The sequence below is a fragment of the Pseudonocardia autotrophica genome, assembly GCF_003945385.1.
In the GTDB taxonomy this organism is placed as follows: domain Bacteria; phylum Actinomycetota; class Actinomycetes; order Mycobacteriales; family Pseudonocardiaceae; genus Pseudonocardia; species Pseudonocardia autotrophica.
The window spans coordinates 5,488,764-5,509,283 of the sequence record NZ_AP018920.1; the positions used below are offsets into that span (position 1 = coordinate 5,488,764).

20 protein-coding genes are annotated in these 20,520 nt (G+C 72.8%); 14 read left to right on the forward strand and 6 right to left on the reverse strand.

Features of this window, described 5'->3' with window-relative positions:
* Positions 1 to 130: 130 nt before the first annotated feature.
* Positions 131 to 814, forward strand: a complete 684-nt coding sequence (locus Pdca_RS25685; RefSeq protein WP_085916236.1) for a siderophore-interacting protein — start codon at positions 131 to 133, stop codon at positions 812 to 814.
* A gap of 351 nt (positions 815 to 1,165) precedes the next feature.
* Here the strand turns inward: Pdca_RS25685 and Pdca_RS25690 are convergent, their stop codons facing one another.
* Positions 1,166 to 1,492: a hypothetical protein gene (locus tag Pdca_RS25690; RefSeq protein ID WP_085916235.1), complete on the reverse strand. Its 327-nt coding sequence runs from the start codon at positions 1,490 to 1,492 to the stop codon at positions 1,166 to 1,168.
* 478 nt (positions 1,493 to 1,970) lie between these two features.
* On the opposite strand from Pdca_RS25690, the gene Pdca_RS25695 reads away from it, so the two are divergent.
* From Pdca_RS25695 to Pdca_RS25705, 3 genes are all read left to right on the forward strand, one after another.
* Positions 1,971 to 2,174 (forward strand): MerR family DNA-binding transcriptional regulator, encoded by a 204-nt coding sequence (locus Pdca_RS25695; protein WP_085916234.1) that lies wholly within the window; start codon positions 1,971 to 1,973, stop codon positions 2,172 to 2,174.
* Between the two features lie 296 nt (positions 2,175 to 2,470).
* The gene (locus tag Pdca_RS25700; RefSeq protein ID WP_125911565.1) at positions 2,471 to 3,187 is read left to right on the forward strand and encodes a hypothetical protein; all 717 of its coding nucleotides are present in this window, start codon (positions 2,471 to 2,473) and stop codon (positions 3,185 to 3,187) included.
* Positions 3,188 to 3,915: 728 nt separating this feature from the next.
* Positions 3,916 to 4,323: an ester cyclase gene (locus Pdca_RS25705; RefSeq protein ID WP_085916232.1), complete on the forward strand. Its 408-nt coding sequence runs from the start codon at positions 3,916 to 3,918 to the stop codon at positions 4,321 to 4,323.
* Here the strand turns inward: Pdca_RS25705 and Pdca_RS35780 are convergent.
* Together Pdca_RS35780 and Pdca_RS25710 are read right to left on the reverse strand one after the other, a co-directional pair.
* On the reverse strand, positions 4,316 to 4,456 hold the full coding sequence (locus tag Pdca_RS35780) for a hypothetical protein (RefSeq protein ID WP_158092330.1): 141 nt from the start codon (positions 4,454 to 4,456) through the stop codon (positions 4,316 to 4,318). The genes Pdca_RS25705 and Pdca_RS35780 overlap by 8 nt on opposite strands.
* A gap of 169 nt (positions 4,457 to 4,625) precedes the next feature.
* Positions 4,626 to 5,369, reverse strand: coding sequence for a hypothetical protein (locus Pdca_RS25710; protein WP_085916231.1), 744 nt, complete (start codon positions 5,367 to 5,369; stop codon positions 4,626 to 4,628).
* Positions 5,370 to 5,510: 141 nt separating this feature from the next.
* On the opposite strand from Pdca_RS25710, the gene Pdca_RS25715 reads away from it, so the two are divergent.
* The 3 genes from Pdca_RS25715 (at position 5,511) to Pdca_RS25730 (ending at position 10,571) form a co-directional block, all read left to right on the forward strand.
* A complete protein-coding gene (locus tag Pdca_RS25715) occupies positions 5,511 to 6,710 on the forward strand; it encodes an alpha/beta hydrolase family protein (protein ID WP_085916230.1) in 1,200 nt (399 codons plus the stop codon).
* A gap of 125 nt (positions 6,711 to 6,835) precedes the next feature.
* The gene (locus tag Pdca_RS25725) at positions 6,836 to 7,729 is read left to right on the forward strand and encodes a hypothetical protein (protein WP_158092329.1); all 894 of its coding nucleotides are present in this window, start codon (positions 6,836 to 6,838) and stop codon (positions 7,727 to 7,729) included.
* Positions 7,730 to 7,799: 70 nt separating this feature from the next.
* The gene (locus Pdca_RS25730; RefSeq protein ID WP_125911568.1) at positions 7,800 to 10,571 is read left to right on the forward strand and encodes an AfsR/SARP family transcriptional regulator; all 2,772 of its coding nucleotides are present in this window, start codon (positions 7,800 to 7,802) and stop codon (positions 10,569 to 10,571) included.
* Here Pdca_RS25730 and Pdca_RS25735 read toward each other — a convergent pair.
* Positions 10,561 to 11,871: an FAD-binding oxidoreductase gene (locus Pdca_RS25735; RefSeq protein ID WP_085916228.1), complete on the reverse strand. Its 1,311-nt coding sequence runs from the start codon at positions 11,869 to 11,871 to the stop codon at positions 10,561 to 10,563. The genes Pdca_RS25730 and Pdca_RS25735 overlap by 11 nt on opposite strands.
* Before the next feature lie 107 nt (positions 11,872 to 11,978).
* Here Pdca_RS25735 and Pdca_RS25740 point away from each other — a divergent pair, with 107 nt between their 5' ends.
* A complete protein-coding gene (locus Pdca_RS25740; protein WP_085916227.1) occupies positions 11,979 to 12,773 on the forward strand; it encodes a PrsW family glutamic-type intramembrane protease in 795 nt (264 codons plus the stop codon).
* Positions 12,774 to 12,907: 134 nt separating this feature from the next.
* Here the strand turns inward: Pdca_RS25740 and Pdca_RS25745 are convergent, their stop codons facing one another.
* Entirely contained in the window at positions 12,908 to 13,450 is a 543-nt protein-coding gene (locus Pdca_RS25745; protein ID WP_125911569.1) for an alpha/beta hydrolase, read from the reverse strand.
* Between the two features lie 202 nt (positions 13,451 to 13,652).
* Positions 13,653 to 14,366: a VOC family protein gene (locus tag Pdca_RS25750; RefSeq protein ID WP_085916225.1), complete on the reverse strand. Its 714-nt coding sequence runs from the start codon at positions 14,364 to 14,366 to the stop codon at positions 13,653 to 13,655.
* A gap of 131 nt (positions 14,367 to 14,497) precedes the next feature.
* On the opposite strand from Pdca_RS25750, the gene Pdca_RS25755 reads away from it, so the two are divergent.
* From Pdca_RS25755 to Pdca_RS25780, 6 genes are all read left to right on the forward strand, one after another.
* Positions 14,498 to 15,223: a MerR family transcriptional regulator gene (locus Pdca_RS25755; protein ID WP_085916224.1), complete on the forward strand. Its 726-nt coding sequence runs from the start codon at positions 14,498 to 14,500 to the stop codon at positions 15,221 to 15,223.
* A 99-nt stretch (positions 15,224 to 15,322) separates the two neighbouring features.
* Positions 15,323 to 17,242, forward strand: coding sequence for a S9 family peptidase (locus Pdca_RS25760; protein WP_085916223.1), 1,920 nt, complete (start codon positions 15,323 to 15,325; stop codon positions 17,240 to 17,242).
* Between the two features lie 2 nt (positions 17,243 to 17,244).
* Positions 17,245 to 17,568 carry a DMT family transporter gene (locus tag Pdca_RS25765; protein ID WP_085916222.1) on the forward strand — a complete coding sequence of 108 codons (324 nt, stop codon included), beginning with the start codon at positions 17,245 to 17,247 and terminating at the stop codon, positions 17,566 to 17,568.
* 82 nt (positions 17,569 to 17,650) lie between these two features.
* The gene (locus Pdca_RS25770; RefSeq protein ID WP_085916221.1) at positions 17,651 to 18,103 is read left to right on the forward strand and encodes a methyltransferase domain-containing protein; all 453 of its coding nucleotides are present in this window, start codon (positions 17,651 to 17,653) and stop codon (positions 18,101 to 18,103) included.
* Between the two features lie 76 nt (positions 18,104 to 18,179).
* On the forward strand, positions 18,180 to 20,093 hold the full coding sequence (locus Pdca_RS25775) for a S9 family peptidase (RefSeq protein WP_085916220.1): 1,914 nt from the start codon (positions 18,180 to 18,182) through the stop codon (positions 20,091 to 20,093).
* 42 nt (positions 20,094 to 20,135) lie between these two features.
* Entirely contained in the window at positions 20,136 to 20,504 is a 369-nt protein-coding gene (locus tag Pdca_RS25780) for a DoxX family protein (RefSeq protein ID WP_085916219.1), read from the forward strand.
* Positions 20,505 to 20,520 lie beyond the last annotated feature (16 nt).

The following is a 20,520-nucleotide window of genomic DNA, read 5'->3' on the forward strand; positions in this document are numbered from 1 at the left end:
CGATGCGGTCGCAGTACTCGGCGGCGGCGACGGTGGCCGTGGTCGCAGGTCTCGGCGCCACCCTCCCACCACGCACTGCCGCGTCGACCGCCCGCCGGGTACGACAACCCGCCCCGTTGAGGAGCCCTTCATGCCCGCTGTCCCGAGCCCCGTCCTCGATCTCCTGACGGTGCGCGGCACTCTCACCGAGGCCGAGCAGGTCACCGCCCGGATGCGGCGGCTGCGCATCGACGGCGGACAACTGGCCGACCTGGAGGTCCAGCCGGGCCAGCAGGTGCGCGTCCTGGTCGGCGGACTCACCCTGCGTACGTATTCGATCTGGCACTACGACTCGTCCGGCGGCGTCGAGTTGTGCGTACTGGACCACGCGGCGGACGGGCCGGGCGCCCGCTGGGGCCGCACCGTCACACCGGGCGAACAGGTGCGGCTACGGCGCCCCGAAGGCACCTTCACGCTGCGTCCGGACGCCGCCCGCCATCTCTTCGTCGGCGACGAGACGGCCTCGGTCGCCTTCGGTGCGATGCTCGCTGCTCTCCCCCGGGAAGCCGTCGTGTCGGGGTGCGTCGAGACGGCGACAGCTGCGGACCGGCTTCCCCTGACGGGCGGTGACCGGCTCGACTGGGTACTCCGGGGCGAGACGTCACTGTCGGACGCGGTACGACGTCTCGCCCCCGAACCCGGCGGGATCGCGTATGTCGCCGGGGAGGCACGGGAGGTGCAAGCAGTGCGGCAGGTACTCCGGGAAGCGGGGTGGGACCGGCGCTCGATCCTGACCAAGCCGTTCTGGACGCCGGGCAAGAAGGGCATGGACTGATGACCGGAGCACCGGCGCCGGTGTTCCGGCGTATTTGAGCAAGCTCACGATCAGCGCTCCAAGAGCAATTACCGTGGCCCCGGACGGGGCGAGCGCGCTCGCGCTCGCAGCGAAGCCCTGCCCGTCGGCCGGGACCCGCCGCAGGAACTCGCCCCACTCGGACGGTCGCTACCGACCACCTCCTGCCTCCGGCGCGCATAGGCCCACCACGGAGTCAGCTGCCGAGGACACGCCCCAGTCCCTGCCGCCGAGGTACTGGATCGCAGGGACGGCAACGAACGCCGACGGGACCTGCGGTGCACTCCGCGCGGGGAGCGCTCAGGACATCCCGGGGCGGTTCCAGGTCAAGCACTACTTCTCGCTCGACCGGTCGTCCGGGGCCGTGTCGCGGCGATTCGGGAGCTGCGGTGGGACGCCGTGCTGTCGGTCCAGCTCGCGGCTCTCTGCGACCAGGGTGTCGTACTCGTCGCGACTGATCGGCGTGACCCAGGCCGCCTCGTACACAGCTTGGTTGCCGACGGTTCCTTCCCGGTCAACCCAGCTGACCATGACGTAGCCGAAGACGCCGGGCAGCACGTCGGAGATCACGCCCGGGTGATCGGGGTGCAGCGGAGCGGGGTTGGGGCGTCCCGGGGTGAACTTGACCAGCTGTCCGCGGCGCGCGTCGGGGTGTTGCACCGACCCACGGTGCCATAGAGCCGGCTGGGCTCGTCCCTGCAGCAGACCCGACGTGCCGCAGGAACTCGCCCCACTTGCTGCGGCCAGCCGAGTAGCAGCGGGCACCAGATCCAAGCCACCCGCCCCGCTCAGGCTTCAGCCCTTCGGGCCACCATTCTCCGCCGCGCCCCGCTCGTACACCGACGGGTACTCGGCACGTAGCCGAGCGATGTCCTGGAGCACCTTGGCGAGGGGATCACGCCCTTGGCGCCCTATCCACTCCATAGCGCGGAGTTCCGCATCCAGAGCATCCTCCTGTTCCCCCGTTTCAGATGCCCCGTTGAACCATGCGTGCCATGCCCACACGCCCTTTCGGGGGACGTAGGTCACCGTGTGAACACTCGCAGTTCCGAAGTCCGCCAACTCTGCCATACCTAGCAATGCTGCTATGTCTGCCACGGCCACGGCTAGGCAAGGTTTCAGCAGGTAGGTTGATCGCGTGACCGAACGGCCCCTCCTGACAGCCTCAGAGCTGGCGAAGGCGACCGGCCTGTCCGTTCGGACCATCCAGAGGTACCGGTCCATGGGGAAGCTGACCCCCGAGACCGTGACGCCCGGAGGTCAGGCCCGCTACAACTTCGACAAGGCCAAGCGAGAGCTGGACGCACTGGCCCGCGAGGCCAGAGAACGCCACGGCGGCTAGCCAGACAAACAGGTCGCAGGCCTGGCCGCACCCCTTGTCGAAACCCATCCTGCACACTTTCAGCACTTCATTGGAGCTGTAGTCAATACAGCCGACCCGCCCCCCCCCTCATCGCCGGACGCTCATCGACCGCGCACTTCTCTCGCCACTCGCACTTCGTCGCGCACACTCCATGCAGTCGTCGATGCCATCCTCGACACAAGATCCAGAGCGATGACAATCAGACTCATTCATTGAACGATTTCCACCTTCTGCGAGAACGAGCCGAGCAGTCGCCGTCCTGATAGCGTCCACCGATGCCGCAGCACACGACTCCTTCAGAACTGCCTGCCAGAGTGCTTGACTACGCCTACGCTGCGGCACTTCACGGGCTGCTGGTACACACCGCTTCGATCCTGCCCGACGGCGAGATCGTCGTATGCGGAGTGGCGCGGAAGAACAGGGACACGTTCCTCGTGTGGCTTGCTCCCGGCGGCTCGCTGGTACGGCGTTACGCCATCCAGTTCCCGCTGGAGTTCGACCGTGGCGTCCTCACCACAAAGGTTCACGTCGTAGAGCTGATCAGGGGCTTGGAAGCGCTCCGGGCTGTCGATCCCGGGGCCATCGATGAGCTCCGGCTCGACTCCCCCGCTCTGGGGGCGCCGGTCGTTGAGGCGCGTGCCGTCGCTTACACATCGTCCGGTGCGCATGCTCGATGGGTCGACGGGCTTGCCGCAGGTGTGTGGTCGATGGGGACCGCGCATTCGGTGCAGCCGCGTGACGTCGCCATGGTGGGATTCGTTCAGAGTGGACCTGAACTGACCAGATTCTATATCCATGGAGAGCTACTCCCGTCCACCGTGGCTGTTGATGTCCCGATTTTCGCGAGCGCAGATCTACGGGGCGAGATTCTGAGCCTCTTCCGCGATGGTCTTCCTTCGTCACTCGCCGGCAGTGAGCGGGACCCTGATCAGTTCAGCCAGGTCCGATACGACATGAGGGACTGGTTCGCGCACAGCTCGTCGTCGATCTGACGTCATCCGCGGCCACTGCTCTGCACAGATGTCGGCGCGAATGTACAGAGCGATGCGGTCGCGACTCCGAGCGCCGAGCAAGGTGACGAGTCACCACGATCGTCGTCGTGCACACGGGGTCATGACGCCGGTGACCCCAGACCCGCTTGCCGATAGGCACGCTCTCGCTCACGTCGGGTGAGCGGCCGACCATGGTAGAGATCGGTGAGTCGGCGATGCCACCACGGCCGAGCCGGATCGGCGAACGGGTCGGGCAAGGTCTTCGCAGCAATCGCCTCGTCCGGCGAACGGACGAGTGCGCGGAGTGTCCTGGACGAACGCCTGGGCAGCACCCGGACGGCTGTGTCGAGCACATCCCGCGCGAGTGGCCCCGAATGCTGCACGTCGTCGTCGCTCGCGTTGCTCAACTCACGCCGGGATCGCCGAGCCATCCGCCTCCACTCCGCGAGTGCACCGGCGATCTGTTCAGGTCGGAGATCGGCACGACCGATACGTTCGAGGTCGGTTGCGAGCACCCTCGGCAGGGTCTTCGACCAGGTGGGGTGGTCTCGGATCTGCTCACGGCGGACCGCGGCGGGGGCCTTACGCGACATCGGCCTTTCGACGGCTCATGACCGACACCGTATCGGCCTCGGCAAGAACCGACGACGATCGGGACCTCCGGGGAGCGTGACTCCGGGGACCTGGCCGATTCCCGGGAGCGGAGCGACGCCCGTAATCTTCGTCCGATGAGCGACGAGAGCGCGGACATCGGCCTGATCCGGGCGGTCCTGCGCGCCGCCGACGCCGGCGATCTCGATGGATGCCGAAATACCTGCACCCCGACCTGGTCGTCACCATTGCCGGGTGCCGGTTGCGGTCGAGGGCCGCGAGACCTGGCTCGCCGGAGTCGCGGAGATGGCCGTGGGCTTTCCGGACCTGCGGACCACGCTGCACGACGCTGTGTCCGCGCTGCAGGGCTGGTCGCGCTGCGCTGCACGCTCACCGGCACACATCGCGGGCCGTTCAACGGGCTGGAACCGACCGGACGCCCCATCGACGTCATGAGCAACGACTTCTACCGGATCGAGGACGGCCGGGGGGTCGAAGGCTGGATCGTCACCGACACCGGGACGCTCTTCGCGCAGATCACCTGAACCCGATCTGCGAGAACGGGTCGATCCGGTCGCCCCGGACGACCACCACCAGCTCGTCCACCCCGGCCCGGTGCCGTGGGAGAGCAGCAACCGGGGCCGGCTTGTCGCTGATCCCGGCCCGTTCGATCTCCACGGTGCCGAGGTCTCGGGATCGCGGACCGGACGCCGCTGCGGCAACTCGGCCGGTCGCCGTCCGGCGTCACGTGCGGCGCGAGGTTCGCATCGCATGATGACCGTCGCGGACCCCTCAACCGCAGCCGCCGTCTCCGGCCTGTCACCCGGCCGCCCGCGTCGGCCGCCACTCAGCGGGGAAGATGCCGGGTCGGTGCGTCGCCCCGCGCGTCCTGCTCCTCCCGACGACGGCGGGTGGCAGCATGGGCCGCCGCCCCACCACCGGCCGCGACGATCACGGCGACACCGGCGACGATCCATCCCCACGACATCCGGTCGTCGGCCGGAGCCTCCTCGTCGACGGCGGTGTCGGTACTCACGGCGAATACACCGCCGGGGGTGCCGGCGGAACCGCTCCCGGTGCTGCCACCGGTGGCTCCCGATCGGCCGGAGCCGGAACCCGAGCCGCCCCCGGCGGGGGGCGCGGGCGGCCCGGTTCCGGCCGTGACCGACACGGTTCCGGTGGCGGACCCGTTGCTACAGGTCAGTAGCACCGGGTGGGCGCCGGCGGTGGCGGTCGGGGCGACCGTGGCGGTGCCGTCGAAGGCCATCGGGTCGGTCTTGGAGAACGACTCCTGCCCGGTGAAGGCGGTCGAGACGACCGACTGGACCTGCGGGTCCGGGGCCCCGGAGGGCGGGGTCGGGCAGGTTCCCGACACCCGCACGGACCCGCCGGGCGCGACCTGCGCGGGCGACACCGACACGAACCCCGCCTCGGCCGCCGCCGGGGCAGCAGGCACGGCCGGAACGGCGGGGCTCGGTGAGGGGGCCGGAATCGGGGTGGGGGTCGGCTGCGCGAGGGCGGCACCGGTGCTCGCCCCGATGGCGATCAGCGCACCGGCGGAGGCCGAGAGCAGCAGGGTGGTCGTACGCACGAGAGTTCCTCTCATCGGGACGGCCCCTTGTCGGGCTGCCACTGCCGACGACGCTCGCGCCGGCCCCTTCAACCCGGCTGCACGATCGGGTTACCGGCGGCTTGGAGCCGGCTTGAAACCGGGCCGCGCACAGTGCCGTCCATGACCGCCTTCTTCAAGAACCCGAGCGCCCAGTACTCCGTGGAGAACGCCCTCGGCCAGACCTACAGCCAGGCCACCGACGCCGGCGAGATCCTCTCCACCATCGCCCGCATCCCCAACGGCGACTCCGCCGCCTGGGTGCGGGAATGGACCGCCACCGCCGACCGGCTGGCCCGCCTCGCCGATGCGGCCGCGTCCACCGGCCACCTGCGCAGCGCGGCCGCCCGCTGGCTACGCGCGTCGAGCTACTACGCCCAGGCCGCCGAGCAGGCCGACGCCACCGGCACCTTCGACCAGGTGTGGGAACGCCACCGCGACGCCTGGGATCACTTCGTCGACCGGGCCAACGCGATCGGCGACATCGTCATCGAACGGATCACGGTGCCCTTCGAGGACACGACCCTGCCCGGGTACCTGTTCCGCACCCCGGGCGAGGAGCCCCGCCGGACACTGATCCACGTCAACGGCAGCGACGGGTCGGTGATCGGCGCCTGGGCCGGCTGCGCGGCCGCCGCACCGGCCCGCGGCTGGACGGTGGTGACCGTCGACGGGCCCGGACAGAACGCCGCACTCGTCCGGCAGGGCATACCGTTCCGCCCGGACTGGGAAGCCGTGCTCACCCCGCTGATCGATCTGCTGCGCACCCGGAGCGACGTCGATCCCGACCGGATCGCCGTACTCGGCGTCAGCCAGGGCGGGTTCTGGGTTCCCCGCGCCCTCGCCCACGAACACCGTGTCGCCGCAGCCGTCGTCGATCCCGGAGTGGTCGACGTGTCCACCGTGATGCTCGGCGAGCTGCCGCAGTTCCTCCGCAGGCTGCTCGACAACGGCGAGCGGAAGAAGTTCGACAAGGACATGGAATGGGGGCTCACGCTCTCCCCCGGCCTGCGCGCGACCCTCGCCCGGCGGATGCGCCCGTACGGCGTCACCTCCTACTACGACTTCTTCACCGCCGCACTCGCCTACCGGCTCACCGACGACGAGCTCGCCGCCATCCGCTGCCCGATGCTCGTCACCGATCCGGAGCACGAGCAGTTCTGGCCCGGCCAGTCCGCGCAGCTCGTCGAGGGTCTCGGCGGCTCCGCCACCCTGCAGCCGTTCACCGCGGCCGAGGGCGCGGACAGCCACTGCGAGCCCCTCGCCCAGGGCCTGCGCGGGGAACGGGTCCTCGACTGGCTCGACGAGCACGTCCCCGCATGACGGCACCGGGATCGTCCCCGCGGGGATGAACCGGTCTTGAAGTCCACGTGAAGCGCCGCCGCGCAGCGTGTTTCGCACCCAGGCGGCGCACCCCCGCGCCACCGGACACACAGACGGAGTCACCGATGGCACTCTCCCCCGCAACGATGGCCGGCACCGCGGCATCGGTCGTGCTCGGCGCGGCCCTGCTCGCCGGCTGCGGCGCCGCACAGGCGAACGGCCTGGCCGACGACATGGCCGCATCCGCGCCCCAGACCTACTCCTTCACCGGCGCACCGGTCACCGTGACCGTCCCGGACGGCGCCACCGGCGTCACCGTCACCGCGACCGGCGGCAGCGGCGGCGTCGGGCAGGGCGAGACCTCCGCCGGTGACGCCGCGTGCACCGCCGCGACCGGTGCCGCCGCGGGCGGGATGGGCGGCACCGTCACCGGCACCTCGCCGGTCACCGCCGGTCAGACGATCACCATCGCGGTCGGTGGCAGCGGCTCGACCGACGGGTGCGACGGCGCCACGAACTCCGCCGGCGGCTGGGGCGGCGACGGTGGGACGGGCGGCGCCGGCCTGGACGGCTACAGCTCGGACAACTGGACCAGCGGCGGGGGCGGCGGCGCGAGCACGGTCGACGTCGCCGGAACCACGATCTGGGCCGGCGGCGGCGGGGGCGGCGGTGCGAAGGGCATCGAGGCCGGTGGATCCGGCGGATCCGGCGCCCAGAACGGCGGCCCGGGCCACGCCGGGCACGGGCCCGGCGCGGGCAAGGAGGGCCCGTCCGAGGACATGCCCGGCCCGGCGGGCGGCTCCGGCGGCCACGGCGGCTGGGACGGCGGCGACGGCGGAGGCGGGGGCGGCGGCCGGACCGGCGGCCGCGAAGGCGAGGGCGGCCAGTTCGGTGGCGGCGGTGGCGGGGGTGGCGGCGCGGGCGGAACCTGGGCCGACGGCCGCGTCGTGTCCGGGATCTCCTACGGCACCGCCACCGCCGCCGGGGCCGGTTCGATCACCCTGACCTGGCAGAACTGATCACGCCGCACTGACCGCACCAGACGCTAGGATCGTCGCGGCGGACGAGGCGGCGCGACGGGCGGTGTCGGTGAGCGACCTGCGGGTGCACGATCTCGGGCCGCTCGAGGTGTCGATCGGCGAGCATCGCGAACCGATCCGCGGCCGCATGCCTGCGGCGATCCTCACCGTGCTCGCCGTCCACGCGAACGAGCTGGTCCCGGTCGACACGGTGGTCGACGCGGTGTGGGGTGCCGAGGCGCCCACCGGGGCCTGGCACACCCTGGACTCGCACGTGTTCCGGTTGCGCAAGCAGCTCGAACCGCACCGGGCCACCGGCGCGGCCCCGACCGTCCTGCTCAAGCAGGACGACGGGCTGCGACTGCGCGTCGCACCCGATCAGCTCGACTCGCTCCGGTTCGCCGCGCTCGTCGACGCGGCCGACGTCGACCGGCCGGCGGACTGCCTCGACCTGTGCGAGCGGGCCCTCGCGCTGTGGCGGGGCACCCCGACCACCGCCGACTGGGCGCAGGCCTGGGTCGCCCGGCTGACTGAGCTGCGGGCCCAGGCCACCGAACGCCGGCTCGACGCGCTGATCCGCTCCGGCCACCCGGAACGTGCCCTCCCGGAGTTCGACGCCCTCGTCCGGGAATGGCCCTTCCGCGAGCACCTGCACTCCCTGCGCATGACCGCGCTCTACCGCTGCGGCCGCACCGAGCAGGCGTTGGCCGCCTACGAGGAGGTGCGCCGCAGCCTGCGCGACGAGCTGGGCGTCACCCCCGGCCCGGAGCTGCGCGAGATCCAGCGGCAGATCCTCGAGCACGACGCCGCGATCGAGCCGCCGCCCACGCGCCGGCCCCGCCAGGAGATCCACCTGCCCGCGACGATGACCGCGATCGTCGGGCGCGAGTCCGATCTGGCCGACGTCGGCGCGCTGCTCGGCGAGCATCGCCTGGTCACCCTGACCGGGACCGCGGGCACCGGGAAGACCCGGCTCGCCGTCGAGGTCGCCCGACAGGCGGCGCCGGCGTACCCGGACGGCGTGTGGTTCGTCGATCTCGCCCCGCTGACCAGCGGAGAACCGATCGCGGAGCTCGTCGGGGCGACGATCGGCGGTACCGCCGCGACCGCGGGCTCGGCCGAGGAGGCCCTGCGCACCGCCGTCCGCGGGCGCCGGATGCTGGTGGTCGTCGACAACTGCGAGCACGTCCTGACCGAGGCCGCCGACACCGTGACCACGGTGCTCGGGGCGGGCACCGCGGTCACCGTGCTCGCGACCAGCCGCGAACCGCTCGACCTCGACGGCGAGGTGCTCCATCCGGTGGCCCCGCTGGACGCGGCCGGCGTGGACCTCTTCGTCGAGCGGTTGCGCACCGCGGTGCCCGGGCTCGACGTCACCGGCGAGGTGCGGGCGCGCGCCGCCGAGATCAGCACCGCGCTCGACGGTCTGCCGCTGGCCATCGAGCTCGCCGCCGCCCGGGCCCGCGTCTACGGCCTGGCGGAGATCCGGGACCAGATCCGCTCCGATCCCACCCGGCTCGCCCGGATGGGGCGCCCCGGCGCGGAGCGGCGACAGTCGCTGCAGTCCGCACTGGACTGGGGGCACCGCCTGCTCACCCCGGCCGAGCAGCTCGTGCACCGACGGCTGGCCGCGCTACCGGGACCGTTCGGGGTGCGGGCCGCCGCCGCCACCGTCGGGCTACCGGAACCCGAGACCGCCGATCTGCTCGCGATGCTGGTCAACCGCTCGCTGCTGACCTCCCAGGCCGCGCCGCGGCCGGGTGGGCCGACGCTGTTCCGGCAGCTCGTCGTCGTCCGGGGGCATGCCGGGCACGAGCTGGACGGGGCGGGCGAGACCGAGCAGACCTTGGACCGGCGCGACGACTGGGTGGCCGGGCTCGCCACCGTCGCCTCCCGCACCGACCGGCTCGACCTGCGCCGCCGCTACCGCATGGTCGACGACGACTACGCCGCCGTGCGCGCCATGCTGCAACGCAGCCTGGTGGAGCGGCCCTCCCCCGCCGGCGCGCGCACCGCGGGCTGGCTGCACGGCTACTGGTACTACCGCGGGCAGCTGGTCGAGGCGGTGCGCTGGCTGGAGCTCGGCTGCGCCGCCCTCGACGACCGGGACCCGATGGCGTCGGCCTGGGTGCACCTCGGGCTGGCCAAGATGCTCGCTCACCAGGGCCGGCTGGACCGCAGTCGCCGGCACAGCGAGCTCGGGCTGGCCGTCGCCGACCGGCTCGAACCCGCGGACATCGGGGCGTTCGGCCTGGACGTCGCCATCCAGGCGGGGAACCTCTGGTCCGCAGGGGATCCCGAGACCGGCAGGGAGCTGCTCGCCCGCACCACCGAGCTGGCCTCGGCCGGTGACACCCCGGTGCTGGCCGTGCTCGTGGACGCGACCCGCTGCCTCGTGGAGAGCGACGTCGCCGAGCCCGGGGTGACGCTCGACCGGGCCGAGCAGGTCTATCCGCTGGCCCGGGCGCTCGACCTGGACGTCGCGGCCTGGATGGTCGCGAGGGCCGGCAGCTACGCCGCGCTCGCCGCGGGCGCTGCCGAGACCGGGATGGCCTGGTCGGAGCGGGTCATCGAGCTGCACCTGGCCGAGGGCGGTGAGCTGGGCGGGGCGTTCGTCGAGATGCGGGCGAACTTCCTGGCGCTGGCGGGCGATCACCGCACCGCGGTGGCGCTGTACTCGGCCGCTCGCACCCAGCGCCACCGCGAGGGCCTGGAATGGCGGTCGATGCCGGCGACCGACGAGCTGCGGGCCGCCGCCCGCGCCGCCCTCACGCCGTCGGACTACGAGAAGGCCTGGCGAGCGGGCGCGGATCTCACCCTCGGCGAGATCATCACCCGGTGAGCCGCACGGTGAACCGGAACCGGTCCTGCGGATCCCACTCCTTCTTCACCAGGCGGAGGCGGTCGAGGATCGCCGGCTCGAAGGCGCCGGTGGCGTCGGCCGGCGTGTTGTCCGGATGTGCGGTGAAGTTGTAGAGCGAGCGGCCGCCGCTCCAGCGCTCCCACCGCCGGTAGAACGCCGTCTGCCGGTCACCGCCACCGGGGGCACCGGGACGGTCCGAGGTGAACACCGCGTAGTCGGTACCGCGGTGCCCGACCGCGTTCGGCACTGCGGGCGGACGGGCCAGTGCGCCGCCGAGGTGGCGCAGCTCCAGCATGTGCGGTGTCGCGGCCCCGATCTCGTCGAGCAGCACCGTGGCGGCGTCGTCGTCCCAGGCCGGGAGGATCGCTCCCCCGCAGCGCACCGGCTGCGGACGCACCGGATCGGCGTGGATGCTGCCGATCTCGTCGATCCCCAGCAGCCGGACGGTGTCGAGCACCGGCTCGGCGACGGCCCGCAGCGGCGCGAGCAGCGCCTCCGCCTCCCGCGGATCGCCCAGGTAGGCGACCCGCAGGTGCGCGAGGAACCGCCCGCGCAGCGGCGCCGGAACGGCGTCGAGGCCGGGGAAGGTCAGGAACGCCACCGAGAGGCTCAGCGCGTCCGGCGCCTCCGCGGTCGCCCGCCGGAAGGCCGTCAGGAGCGCGGGCGCGGACTCGCCGGGCAGATACAGCCCGCCGCCGTAGAGCTGCTCGACGCGGACCAGCTCGGTCTCCAGCTCGGTGACCACGCCGACGTTCCCACCGCCACCACGTACCGCCCAGAACAGCTCCGGCTCGGTGCCGGCGTCGACCTCCCGGGCCACGCCGTCCGCGGTGACCAGCCGCAGCCGCCGGACGTGGTCCGCGGCCCAGCCGAACCGGCGGCCGAGCGGGCCCAGCCCCCCGCCGAGGCTGTAGGACACCGCACCGACGTCGGGCGCCGATCCGCACAGCGGCGCGAGACCCAGCGGGGCGGAACGGGCGAGGACGCCGGTCCAGGTTACGCCCGCCCCCACCACCGCGGACCGGCCGGTGATCCGCACCGAGCTCATCGCCCGGGTGTCGATCAGGACGCCCCCGGCCACGCCCGGGATCGGGCCGTGCCCGGTCGCCCGGACGGCCACCGGCAGATCGTGCGCCGCGGCGTAGCGGACGGCGGCGACCACCTCGGCCTCGCACCCGGCGATTACGGCGAGATCCGGAGCGGGGATCGCGGAGAGATCGAATCCGGCGCGGGCGGCGTCGTAACCGGGGGTGCCGGGACGATGGAGGTCGAGGGACATCGGGCGCTCCTTCCAGGAGGGACCGGTCGACGGTCCCCCGGCGGGCTTCAGCCGGCCTTCACCTGCTTTGAAGGCGACCTGAAGGGCGCGCCGCGAGGGTCCCCACCATGGAACGCGCCCGCCACGGCTGGATCGCCGTGCTCGTAGTCGGGGTCGTACTGACCCTCGCGGTCGATCGCGCGCTGGCACTCACCCGCGACCCGAACCTGGTGCCCGCACTGATCCTGCTCGGCGCCACGACGGTCCCGGCGGCGTTCCTCGTCTTCGTGCACGGCCGCCGCCTGCCCTACGACATCGGCGCCGGCACGGTGGCCGCCGTCGCTGTGCTGGGCGGGGTCATCGGCTCGACCGCCGCAGCCGTGCTCGAGTACGCCACCCGGCAGGCGTTCGGCACCCTCCCGGCGGCCTGCGTCGGGCTGATCGAGGAGGGCGGCAAGCTGCTGGTCCCGCTCGGTGTGCTGCTCGCCCTCCGGCAGCACCGCAGCGCCGCGGACGGGCTGCTGCTGGGTGTGGCCGTCGGCGCGGGCTTCGCCGCACTCGAGACCATGGGCTATGCGGTCAGCACCCTGACGAACTCCCACGACGGCCTCACCACCACCCTCGATCTGCTGGCGCTGCGCGGGCTGCTGAGCCCCGCGGGCCACATGGCCTGGACGGGCATCGCGACCGCCGCGCTCTTCGCGGCCGCCGGCTCCGGCTGGACGCTGCGCGGAGTCGCCCGGTTCGCCGCCGCGTTCGCCGCGGCCGTCGGCCTGCACCTCGCCTGGGACACCACCCGTTCGCTGCCGGTGATCGCGGCCGTCGCCGCCGGCGGCCTCGTGATGCTGGCCTGGACGGCACGCCGAGCCGCCGGTCCGGAGCCGCGGAGAGGGGCGTGTGGCCGGGATCCGCTCACCAGGTGAGCGGTTTGCGCCGACAGACGGGGTCCATCGGTGCCCGGGGTGGACCGGGCACCACCGGCCCGGAGCCGCGGACAGGGGTATGTGGCCGGCAATCGCTCACCAGGTGAGCGAATCCCGCCGACAGACAGGGTCCATCAGTGCCCGGGGTGGACCGGGCATCGAGGGGTCGGGCGGCCCCGGGGGGTGTCTGGTTCCGGAATTCGCTCACGTGGTGAGCGGACTCCGGCTGGGGAGGGCCCTGCGGACCACGGGACCCGGGCCGGGCCGGGCCGGGCCGGGGCCGGGGCCGACCTTGTGCCGGCGGCGCTCCAAGCCCCCAGCAGCGGGGCCACCACTCCGGGGCGCTGCAGCGGGAGGAGATGACGCGCGCCCGGCACCTCGTGGAAGGCACTGCCGGGCACCGCCTGCGCCATCCGCGCCATGTGCTCCGGCACGGCGACACCGTCGTGCTCGGCGGCGATGACGTCGACCGGCATCCGCAGGCTCGCCAGCTCGCCCAGCACGTCGAAGTCCGCGACCATCTCCAGCGCCGCGGCCCAGCCAGCGGCATCGGCGTCGAGCAGCCGGCGGCGCACCGCCCCGACGAGCGGATCCGAGCCGGCGATCTCCGCCGGGGTGAACCAGCGGGCCAGCGACGCCGTCCGGTCCGCCGTCCCGGCGCGCAGAGCGCCGGCCACCGCGTGGAAGGCGGGACAGGGCGCCGCCCTGGTGCACACGAGCGACAGACGAGCGACCCGGCCGGGGTGGTCGAGGGCCGCCCGCATCACGACCTGCCCGCTCGGTCGAGATGCGGAGACCGCGCCCACGAGGGCTTCAAAGCAGCTTCACGGCGACGACGGACCGGGTTGAAGGTCGGGTGAAAGGCCGTCGCCCGGTGGCTCAGGCCAGCTGCCCCAGGTAGAAGCGGGTGTCCTGATCGTCGGCGCAGCTCGACGCGAGCCCGTAGGGCTGGCGATCCGGGTCGGTGGCGGTGCCGCCGGCCGCGCGCACCCTCGTCACGGTGGCCTCGATGTCGTCCACCGCGTACATCGGCACCACGGTCGGCTGCTGATGCCCGCCGTGCAGTCCCGCCTTCGGGTACATCTCGTCGACCTGCCAGCCGTCGTCGTGGCTGCCGGAGCTGAACGTCCAGCCGAACACCGCGCCGAAGAAGGCACGGGCGCGGGCGGAGTCGGCGACCTCGAAGGTCAGGTAGGCGAGCCGATCGTCGCCGCGCGCATCGCCCTGGTGGACGGCGAACGGCAGTCCCTGGTCGTCCGTGCAGCTCGCGGACCGCCCGTTGCCGGTGTCGACGGGATCCTCGGCCCGCCCGCCGGCCGACCGGATCCGCTCGACGGCGGCGTCGACGTCGTCCACGGCGTGGCTCAGGAACATCGTGTTGTGTCGCGGCCAGGCGTCCCACACTCCCGCGGGCAGCGCCGTCAGGGACACGATGCTCTGCGGCGGCGACGCGTCCGCGACCATCCGGTGCTGCGGGGTCTCCTCGCTGTAGGACCAGCCGAGCGCGGTCGCGAAGAACGTCGCCGCGCGTTCCGGGTCGGTGACCCACAGGGCCGCGTAACCGACCGTGCCGTGCATGCTCATCGTCGTCATGACAGCAGGTTAGGAGCGGTGTCGCACGATCTCTTGGAGAAATCGGAGTCCTCGATCGACCTCGCCTCGACGTCGACGCGAGGCCCGCTCGGGCGTTCTGCGTACGCTTGCCGGGTCGAAGGAGCGGCCCGTTGCGCAGCAGTGAACTCGCCGAACTCGCCGGCGTCACCGTCCGGACGTTGCGGCACTACCACCAGATCGGGCTGCTCGCCGAGCCGCCGCGGTCGTCGGGTGGCTACCGGCACTACGACGTCGGCCATCTCGTCCGGCTGCTCCGGATCGGCAGGCTGACCGCGCTCGGCATCCCGCTCTCGCAGGTACCGGCGGTGCTGGACGATCCGGCGACGGCCGAGCGGCTGCTCGACGAGCTCGACCGGGAGGCCGCCGCCGAGATCGACCGATTGCGGGCCCGGCGGGACAGCATCGCGGTGCTGCGCCGCACCGGTTCCCCGCCGGACCTGTCCCCCGAGCTCGCGGCGCTCCGGTCGGCACCGGAGCTGCCCTCGGGCCTGGCCCGCCACGAGCACGAGCAGCTGCTGCTGCTCGGGCACCTGCTCGACGACGCCGGGCACGCCGATCTGATCGCCCTGCTCAGCACCGGGGCCGCGGCGGCCGCCCCGCTCACGGCGCGCTTCTACGCGCTCGACTCCGACACGCCCGAGGACGATCTGGCCACCCTGGTCGACGATCTGGTCGCGCAGCTGGACGTGGTCGTGGGGCAGCTGAGCGGGCTGCCCGGACTGGACCGGCGGGCGTCGGCCCTGCTGGACGAGCTGAGCGGGCACAACCTGCGGCCCGTCCAGCATCGCGTCCTGCGACAGGTCGAGCAGCGGCTGGCGCTGCGCGACGGGCCGTGAGGCCCTATGGGGTGAATCACGGCGGCCGGGCTTGAGTCCGACGCGACGTCGGGGTCTGAACTCGCAGGTGTCCACACCACGACACCCGGAGGTTCCGCGATGACCACCCCACCCCCGTTGATCACCGTCGAGGAGTTCTTCGACGCTCCCGTCCGCAGCAGTGCCCGGATCTCGCCGGACGGCACGAAGGTCGCCTATCTGGCCCCGTGGCGGAACCGGCTCAACGTCTTCGTCCGCGACGTCGACGGTGACTGGCCCGGCGGCGACGCGTCCGACGATCCGGCGTCGCGCCGCGTCACCTCCGACGACCACCGCAGCATCGAGACGTTCTTCTGGAGCGCCGACTCCCGGTTCCTGTTGTTCACCCAGGACACCGACGGTGACGAGAACGCCCACCTGCACCGGGCCGACCTGAGCCGGCCCGACGAGCCCACGGTCGATCTGACCCCGATCGCCGGGGCCCGGGTGATGGGCGCCCAGCTCACCCCCGATCCCGGGACCGTGGTCGTCCAGCTCAACGCGCGCAGCCCCGAGCTGGTCGACCTGCACGAGCTCGACCTCGACACCGGCCGGCTGACCCTGATCGCCGCGAACCCGGGCGACGTCCTCGGCTGGCTGCGCATGCCCACCGGTCGCATCGTGGCCTTCGGCCTCGACGACGACGGCACCCACCTGCTGTCCGACTGGAACGCAGGCGAACCCCGCGTGATCAGCCGGATCTCCGGCTTCGACCAGCCCTTCGGGATCCTGCCCGCCGTCCCCACCCCGGACGGCACGGGTCTGTGGACCGGGTCGGTGCGCGGATCGGACCGCAACCGGCTGGTCCGCATCGATCTCGACACCGGTGAGCAGATCGGGGTGGACAGCCACCCGGTGTTCGACCTGGACGCCCTGCGCCCGGAGGCCGATCCGCGCTACCCGTCCTCGCTGATCGTGCACCCGGGCACCGGGGAGCTCCTCGGCGCCCGCTACCTCGGTGCCCGCCAGGTCATCCACCCGCTGGACCCGCACTTCGCCGAGGTGCTGCCGCGGCTGGCCGAGCTGTCCGACGGCGACCTGGCCCACGTCTCCTGCGACACGACGGGCCGGCGCTGGGTCGTGGACTTCACCCACGACCGCGACCACCGCGCCACCTGGTTCTACGACCACGCCACCGGCACCGCCCGCCGGCTGTTCCGCCCCTACCCGCACCTGGACCCGGCACGGCTCGCCCCGGTCACCCCGGTCACGATCACCGCCCGCGACGGCATCGACCTGCCGTGCCACCTCACGCTGCCGATCGGGACCGAGCACCGCGACCTGCCGACCGTGGTGCTGCTGCACGGCGGGCCCTGGTACCGCGACAGCTGGACCTACGACCCGGAGGTGCAGCTGCTGGCCAACCGCGGCTACGCGGTGCTGCAGGTCAACTTCCGTGGCTCCACCGGCTACGGCAAGGCACACATGCAGGCCGCGATCGGGCAGTTCGCCGGCCGCATGCACGACGACGTCATCGACGCACTGGACTGGGCGATCGCGCAGGGGTACACCGACCGCGACCGGGTCGCGATCTACGGCAGCTCCTACGGCGGGTACGCCGCGCTCGTCGGGGCCGCGTTCACCCCGGACCGGTTCGCCGCCGCGATCAGCTACACCGGCATGTCCGATCTCGTCGACATCAGCAAGCGGGTGCTCCCGTTCGTCCGGCGCGCCGTCGTGAACAGCTTCGGCCGCTACATGGGCGACCCGGACGACCCGGCGCAGGAAGCCGACATGTACGCCCGGTCCCCGATCACCCGGGTCGACGACATCACCGCACCGGTGCTGCTCGTGCACGGCGCGAACGACCTGCGGGTGCACCGCAGCAACTCCGACCGGGTCGCCGAGGCGCTGCGGGCCCGCGGTGCCGAGGTCGAGTACCTGCTCAACGAGCGCGAGGGCCACTGGTTCGTCAACCCGGACAGCAACATCGAGCTCTACCGCACCCTGGAGCAGTTCCTGGCCCGGCACCTGGGCGGACGCACCGCGAGCGAGGCCTGACCATGCCCTACCTGCTGCTCGCCGGGGCGATCGTCCTCGAGGTGATGGCGACGATCAACCTGCGCCTGTCCGAGGGGTTCACCCGGCTCGTCCCCTCGGTCCTGGTGGTGATCGGCTACCTCGGCGCGTTCGGCCTGCTGTCCCAGGTGCTGAAGGCCGGGGTGCCGGTCGGCGTCGCCTACGGGATCTGGGCCGCGGCCGGTGTCGCGCTCGTCGCGATCATCGGCGCGGTCTTCCTCGGCGACACGCTCACCCCCGTGCAGTTCGGCGGGATCGGGCTGGTCATCGCCGGGGTGCTGGCGCTGGAGCTCGGTGCCCAGCACTGACCGCCGCGGGCCGCGCGGGCATGGACCGCACGGCGCCGGGATGCTGTGATCGGTGCATGACGAGCACCGGGGACGTCCCGGCATGAGCCCGCTGTCGGCCCGGCTCGCCGCAATCGTCGACGCCCTCCCGCTCCGACCGGGGATCCGGGTGCTCGAGATCGGCGGCGGGCCCGGGGCGGCGGCCAGGGCCGTCGCCGGGCGGATCGGCGACGGTCACGTCGTCATGATCGACCGCTCCGGGCGCAGCGTCGATCTCGCCCGCCGCAACTCGCGGGCCGAGATCGACGCCGGGCTCATGAGCGTCCGCCGGGTCGCGATCGAGGAGTTCGAGCTCGCCGCCGGGGAGGCCCCGTTCGACCTGGCCTTCGCCGTCCGCGTCGGTGCGCTCGACGGGCGGCACCCGGCGGCCGGGCGCGTCGCACTGGCCCGGATCGCGGCGGCCCTGACGCCGCGGGGGCAGCTGTTCGTCGACGGCGGCACGCCGCTGCGTGCCCTGCGGCTCCCGCCGGACACCCGGCGCGCCCCGGACCGGTGAACCGCGGGCGGCGGCCTTGACCGTGCCGTAGCGGCATCCTGTCGGATGGGTTCCGAACCGATGATCGGAGCACAGCATGAGCGTGACCGGACGCCCCACCGACCAGCGGCCGGCGCTGATCGACGTCGAGGCGCTCTTCGCCGACCCGGAGTTCTCCTCCCCGTCGATCTCCCCGGACGGCACCCGCATCGCCTACCTCGCACCGGCGCACGGCCGTCGCAACGTCTGGGTGCGCGGTGTCGACCAGGAGCACACCGATGCCGTGCTCGTCACCCACGACGAGCGCCGCGGCATCTCCAGCTACTTCTGGTCCGACGACCCGCGCTGGCTGCTCTACCTGCAGGACGACGACGGCAACGAGGACTGGCACCTCTACCGGGTCGACCTGGACCGGCCGGACGAGCCGGCCGTCGACCTGACGCCGCTGGAGCCCGGCTCCCGGGTGTTCGCCGTCGACTCCGAGACCACGGTGCCCGGTACCGCCATCATCTGGATGAACCCGCGACCGCTGTTCGTCGACGTGTTCCGGATCGACCTCGGCACCGGGGAGATCACCCCGCTGGTGGAGCGGACCGACCCGGCCGACATGTTCTTCGTCGACCGGACCGGCAGCGCGGCCTGGCACGTGGCGCGGGCCGACGACGGCAGCTACGAGATCTCCGCCGCCGATCCCGACACCGGCGAGCGCCGGGTGCTGCACCGCGCGGGCGGACCCGAGCACCCGGTGGGACTGTTCCTGTACCCGCTGCCGGACGGCACCGGTGCGCTGCTCGGTGACTACCACGACTCCGACGACCTGCGGCTGCTGCGGCTCGACCGGGAGACCGGCGAGCTGACCGTGGTGGCCGCCGTCGACGGGCACAGCCTGGACACCCTGAGCTCGGTCGCCGACACCCTGCCACCGACGGTGTTCGCCGACCGGCGCACCGGAGGAGTCATCGCCGCGCGGTTCACCGGCGACCGCCCGCTGATCGTGCCGATCGACCCGCACTTCGCCGAGGTCCAGGCCGCGCTGGAGAAGCTGACCGACGGGGTGCTGGGGACCGTGTCGTCCGACCTGGACGGGCAGCGCTGGATCGTCACCTTCATCCACGACCGGCAGCCGGTGACCACCTGGTTCTACGACCACAGCACAGGCGACGCCCGCCAGGTGTCCGGCGACCGGACCCTGGACCCGGCCGGTCTCGCCCCGACCACCGCGGTCAGCTTCCCGGCCCGCGACGGCCTGCCGCTGCACGGGTTCCTGACCCTGCCCGTGGGCGTCGAACCGTCGGCCCTGCCGCTGGTGCTGCTGGTGCACGGCGGGCCGTGGATGCACGACACGTGGGGGTTCAACCGGACCGTCCAGTTCCTGGCCAACCGCGGCTACGCCGTGCTGCAGGTGAACTTCCGCGGATCCACCGGGTACGGGCGCCGGCACATCACGGCGGCCATCGGCGAGTTCGCCCGCGCGATGCACGACGACCTGATCGACGGCGCCGACTGGGCCGTCGCGCAGGGCTGGGCCGATCCGGCCCGGCTCGGGATCGCCGGCGGCTCCTACGGCGGGTACGCCGCACTCGTCGGCGTCACCGTCACCCCGGAGAAGTTCGCCGCCGCCGTCGACTACGTCGGCATCTCCGATCTCGCGAACTTCCTCGCGACGCTGCCGCCGTTCGTCCGGGCGAACATGACCAACAACTGGATCGCCTACGTCGGCGACCCGGACGACCCGGAGCAGCTGGCGGAGATGGGCCGCCGCTCGCCGATCACCATGGTCGACCGGATCCGCACGCCGCTGCTGGTCGCCCAGGGCGCCAACGACGTCCGCGTGGTGCAGGCCGAGTCCGACAACATCGTCGCGCCGCTGCGCGAGCGCGGGGTGCCGGTCGAGTACATCGTCGCCGACGACGAGGGGCACGGCTTCGAGAACCCGGAGAACCAGGTCCTGCTGCACCGGGCGATCGAGCGGCACCTCGCCGAGCACCTCGGCGGGCGTCGCGCGGAGTAGCCTGGCCTCCGGAGAGCCGCCGCCACCGGGCGAGGGGCCGGTGTGCGGATCGGGGTCGGCGTGAACATCGCCTACGCGGTGTCGGCGGCGCTGCTCGCGCTCGTGCTGGCCTTCTCCGGTTACGGCAAGCTCACCCACGCCGCGGCCGTCGTGCAGAACCTGGACCGCACCGGTGTGCCACGGTCCTGGTACCCGTGGCTGGCCACCGCGGAGTTCGCCGGTGCGGCCGGGCTGGTCGCCGGGATCTGGCTCCGGCCGCTCGGGGTGGCGGCCGCCGTCGGAGCGGCCCTCTACTTCGTGGGTGCTGTCGTGACCCACCTGGTGAACAACGATGCGGCCGGGGTACGCAACCCGGCGCCCCTGCTCATCGTCTCGATCGCCGTGACGACGCTCGGTGTGCTGACCGTCTGACGCCGCGCGGGCTGTC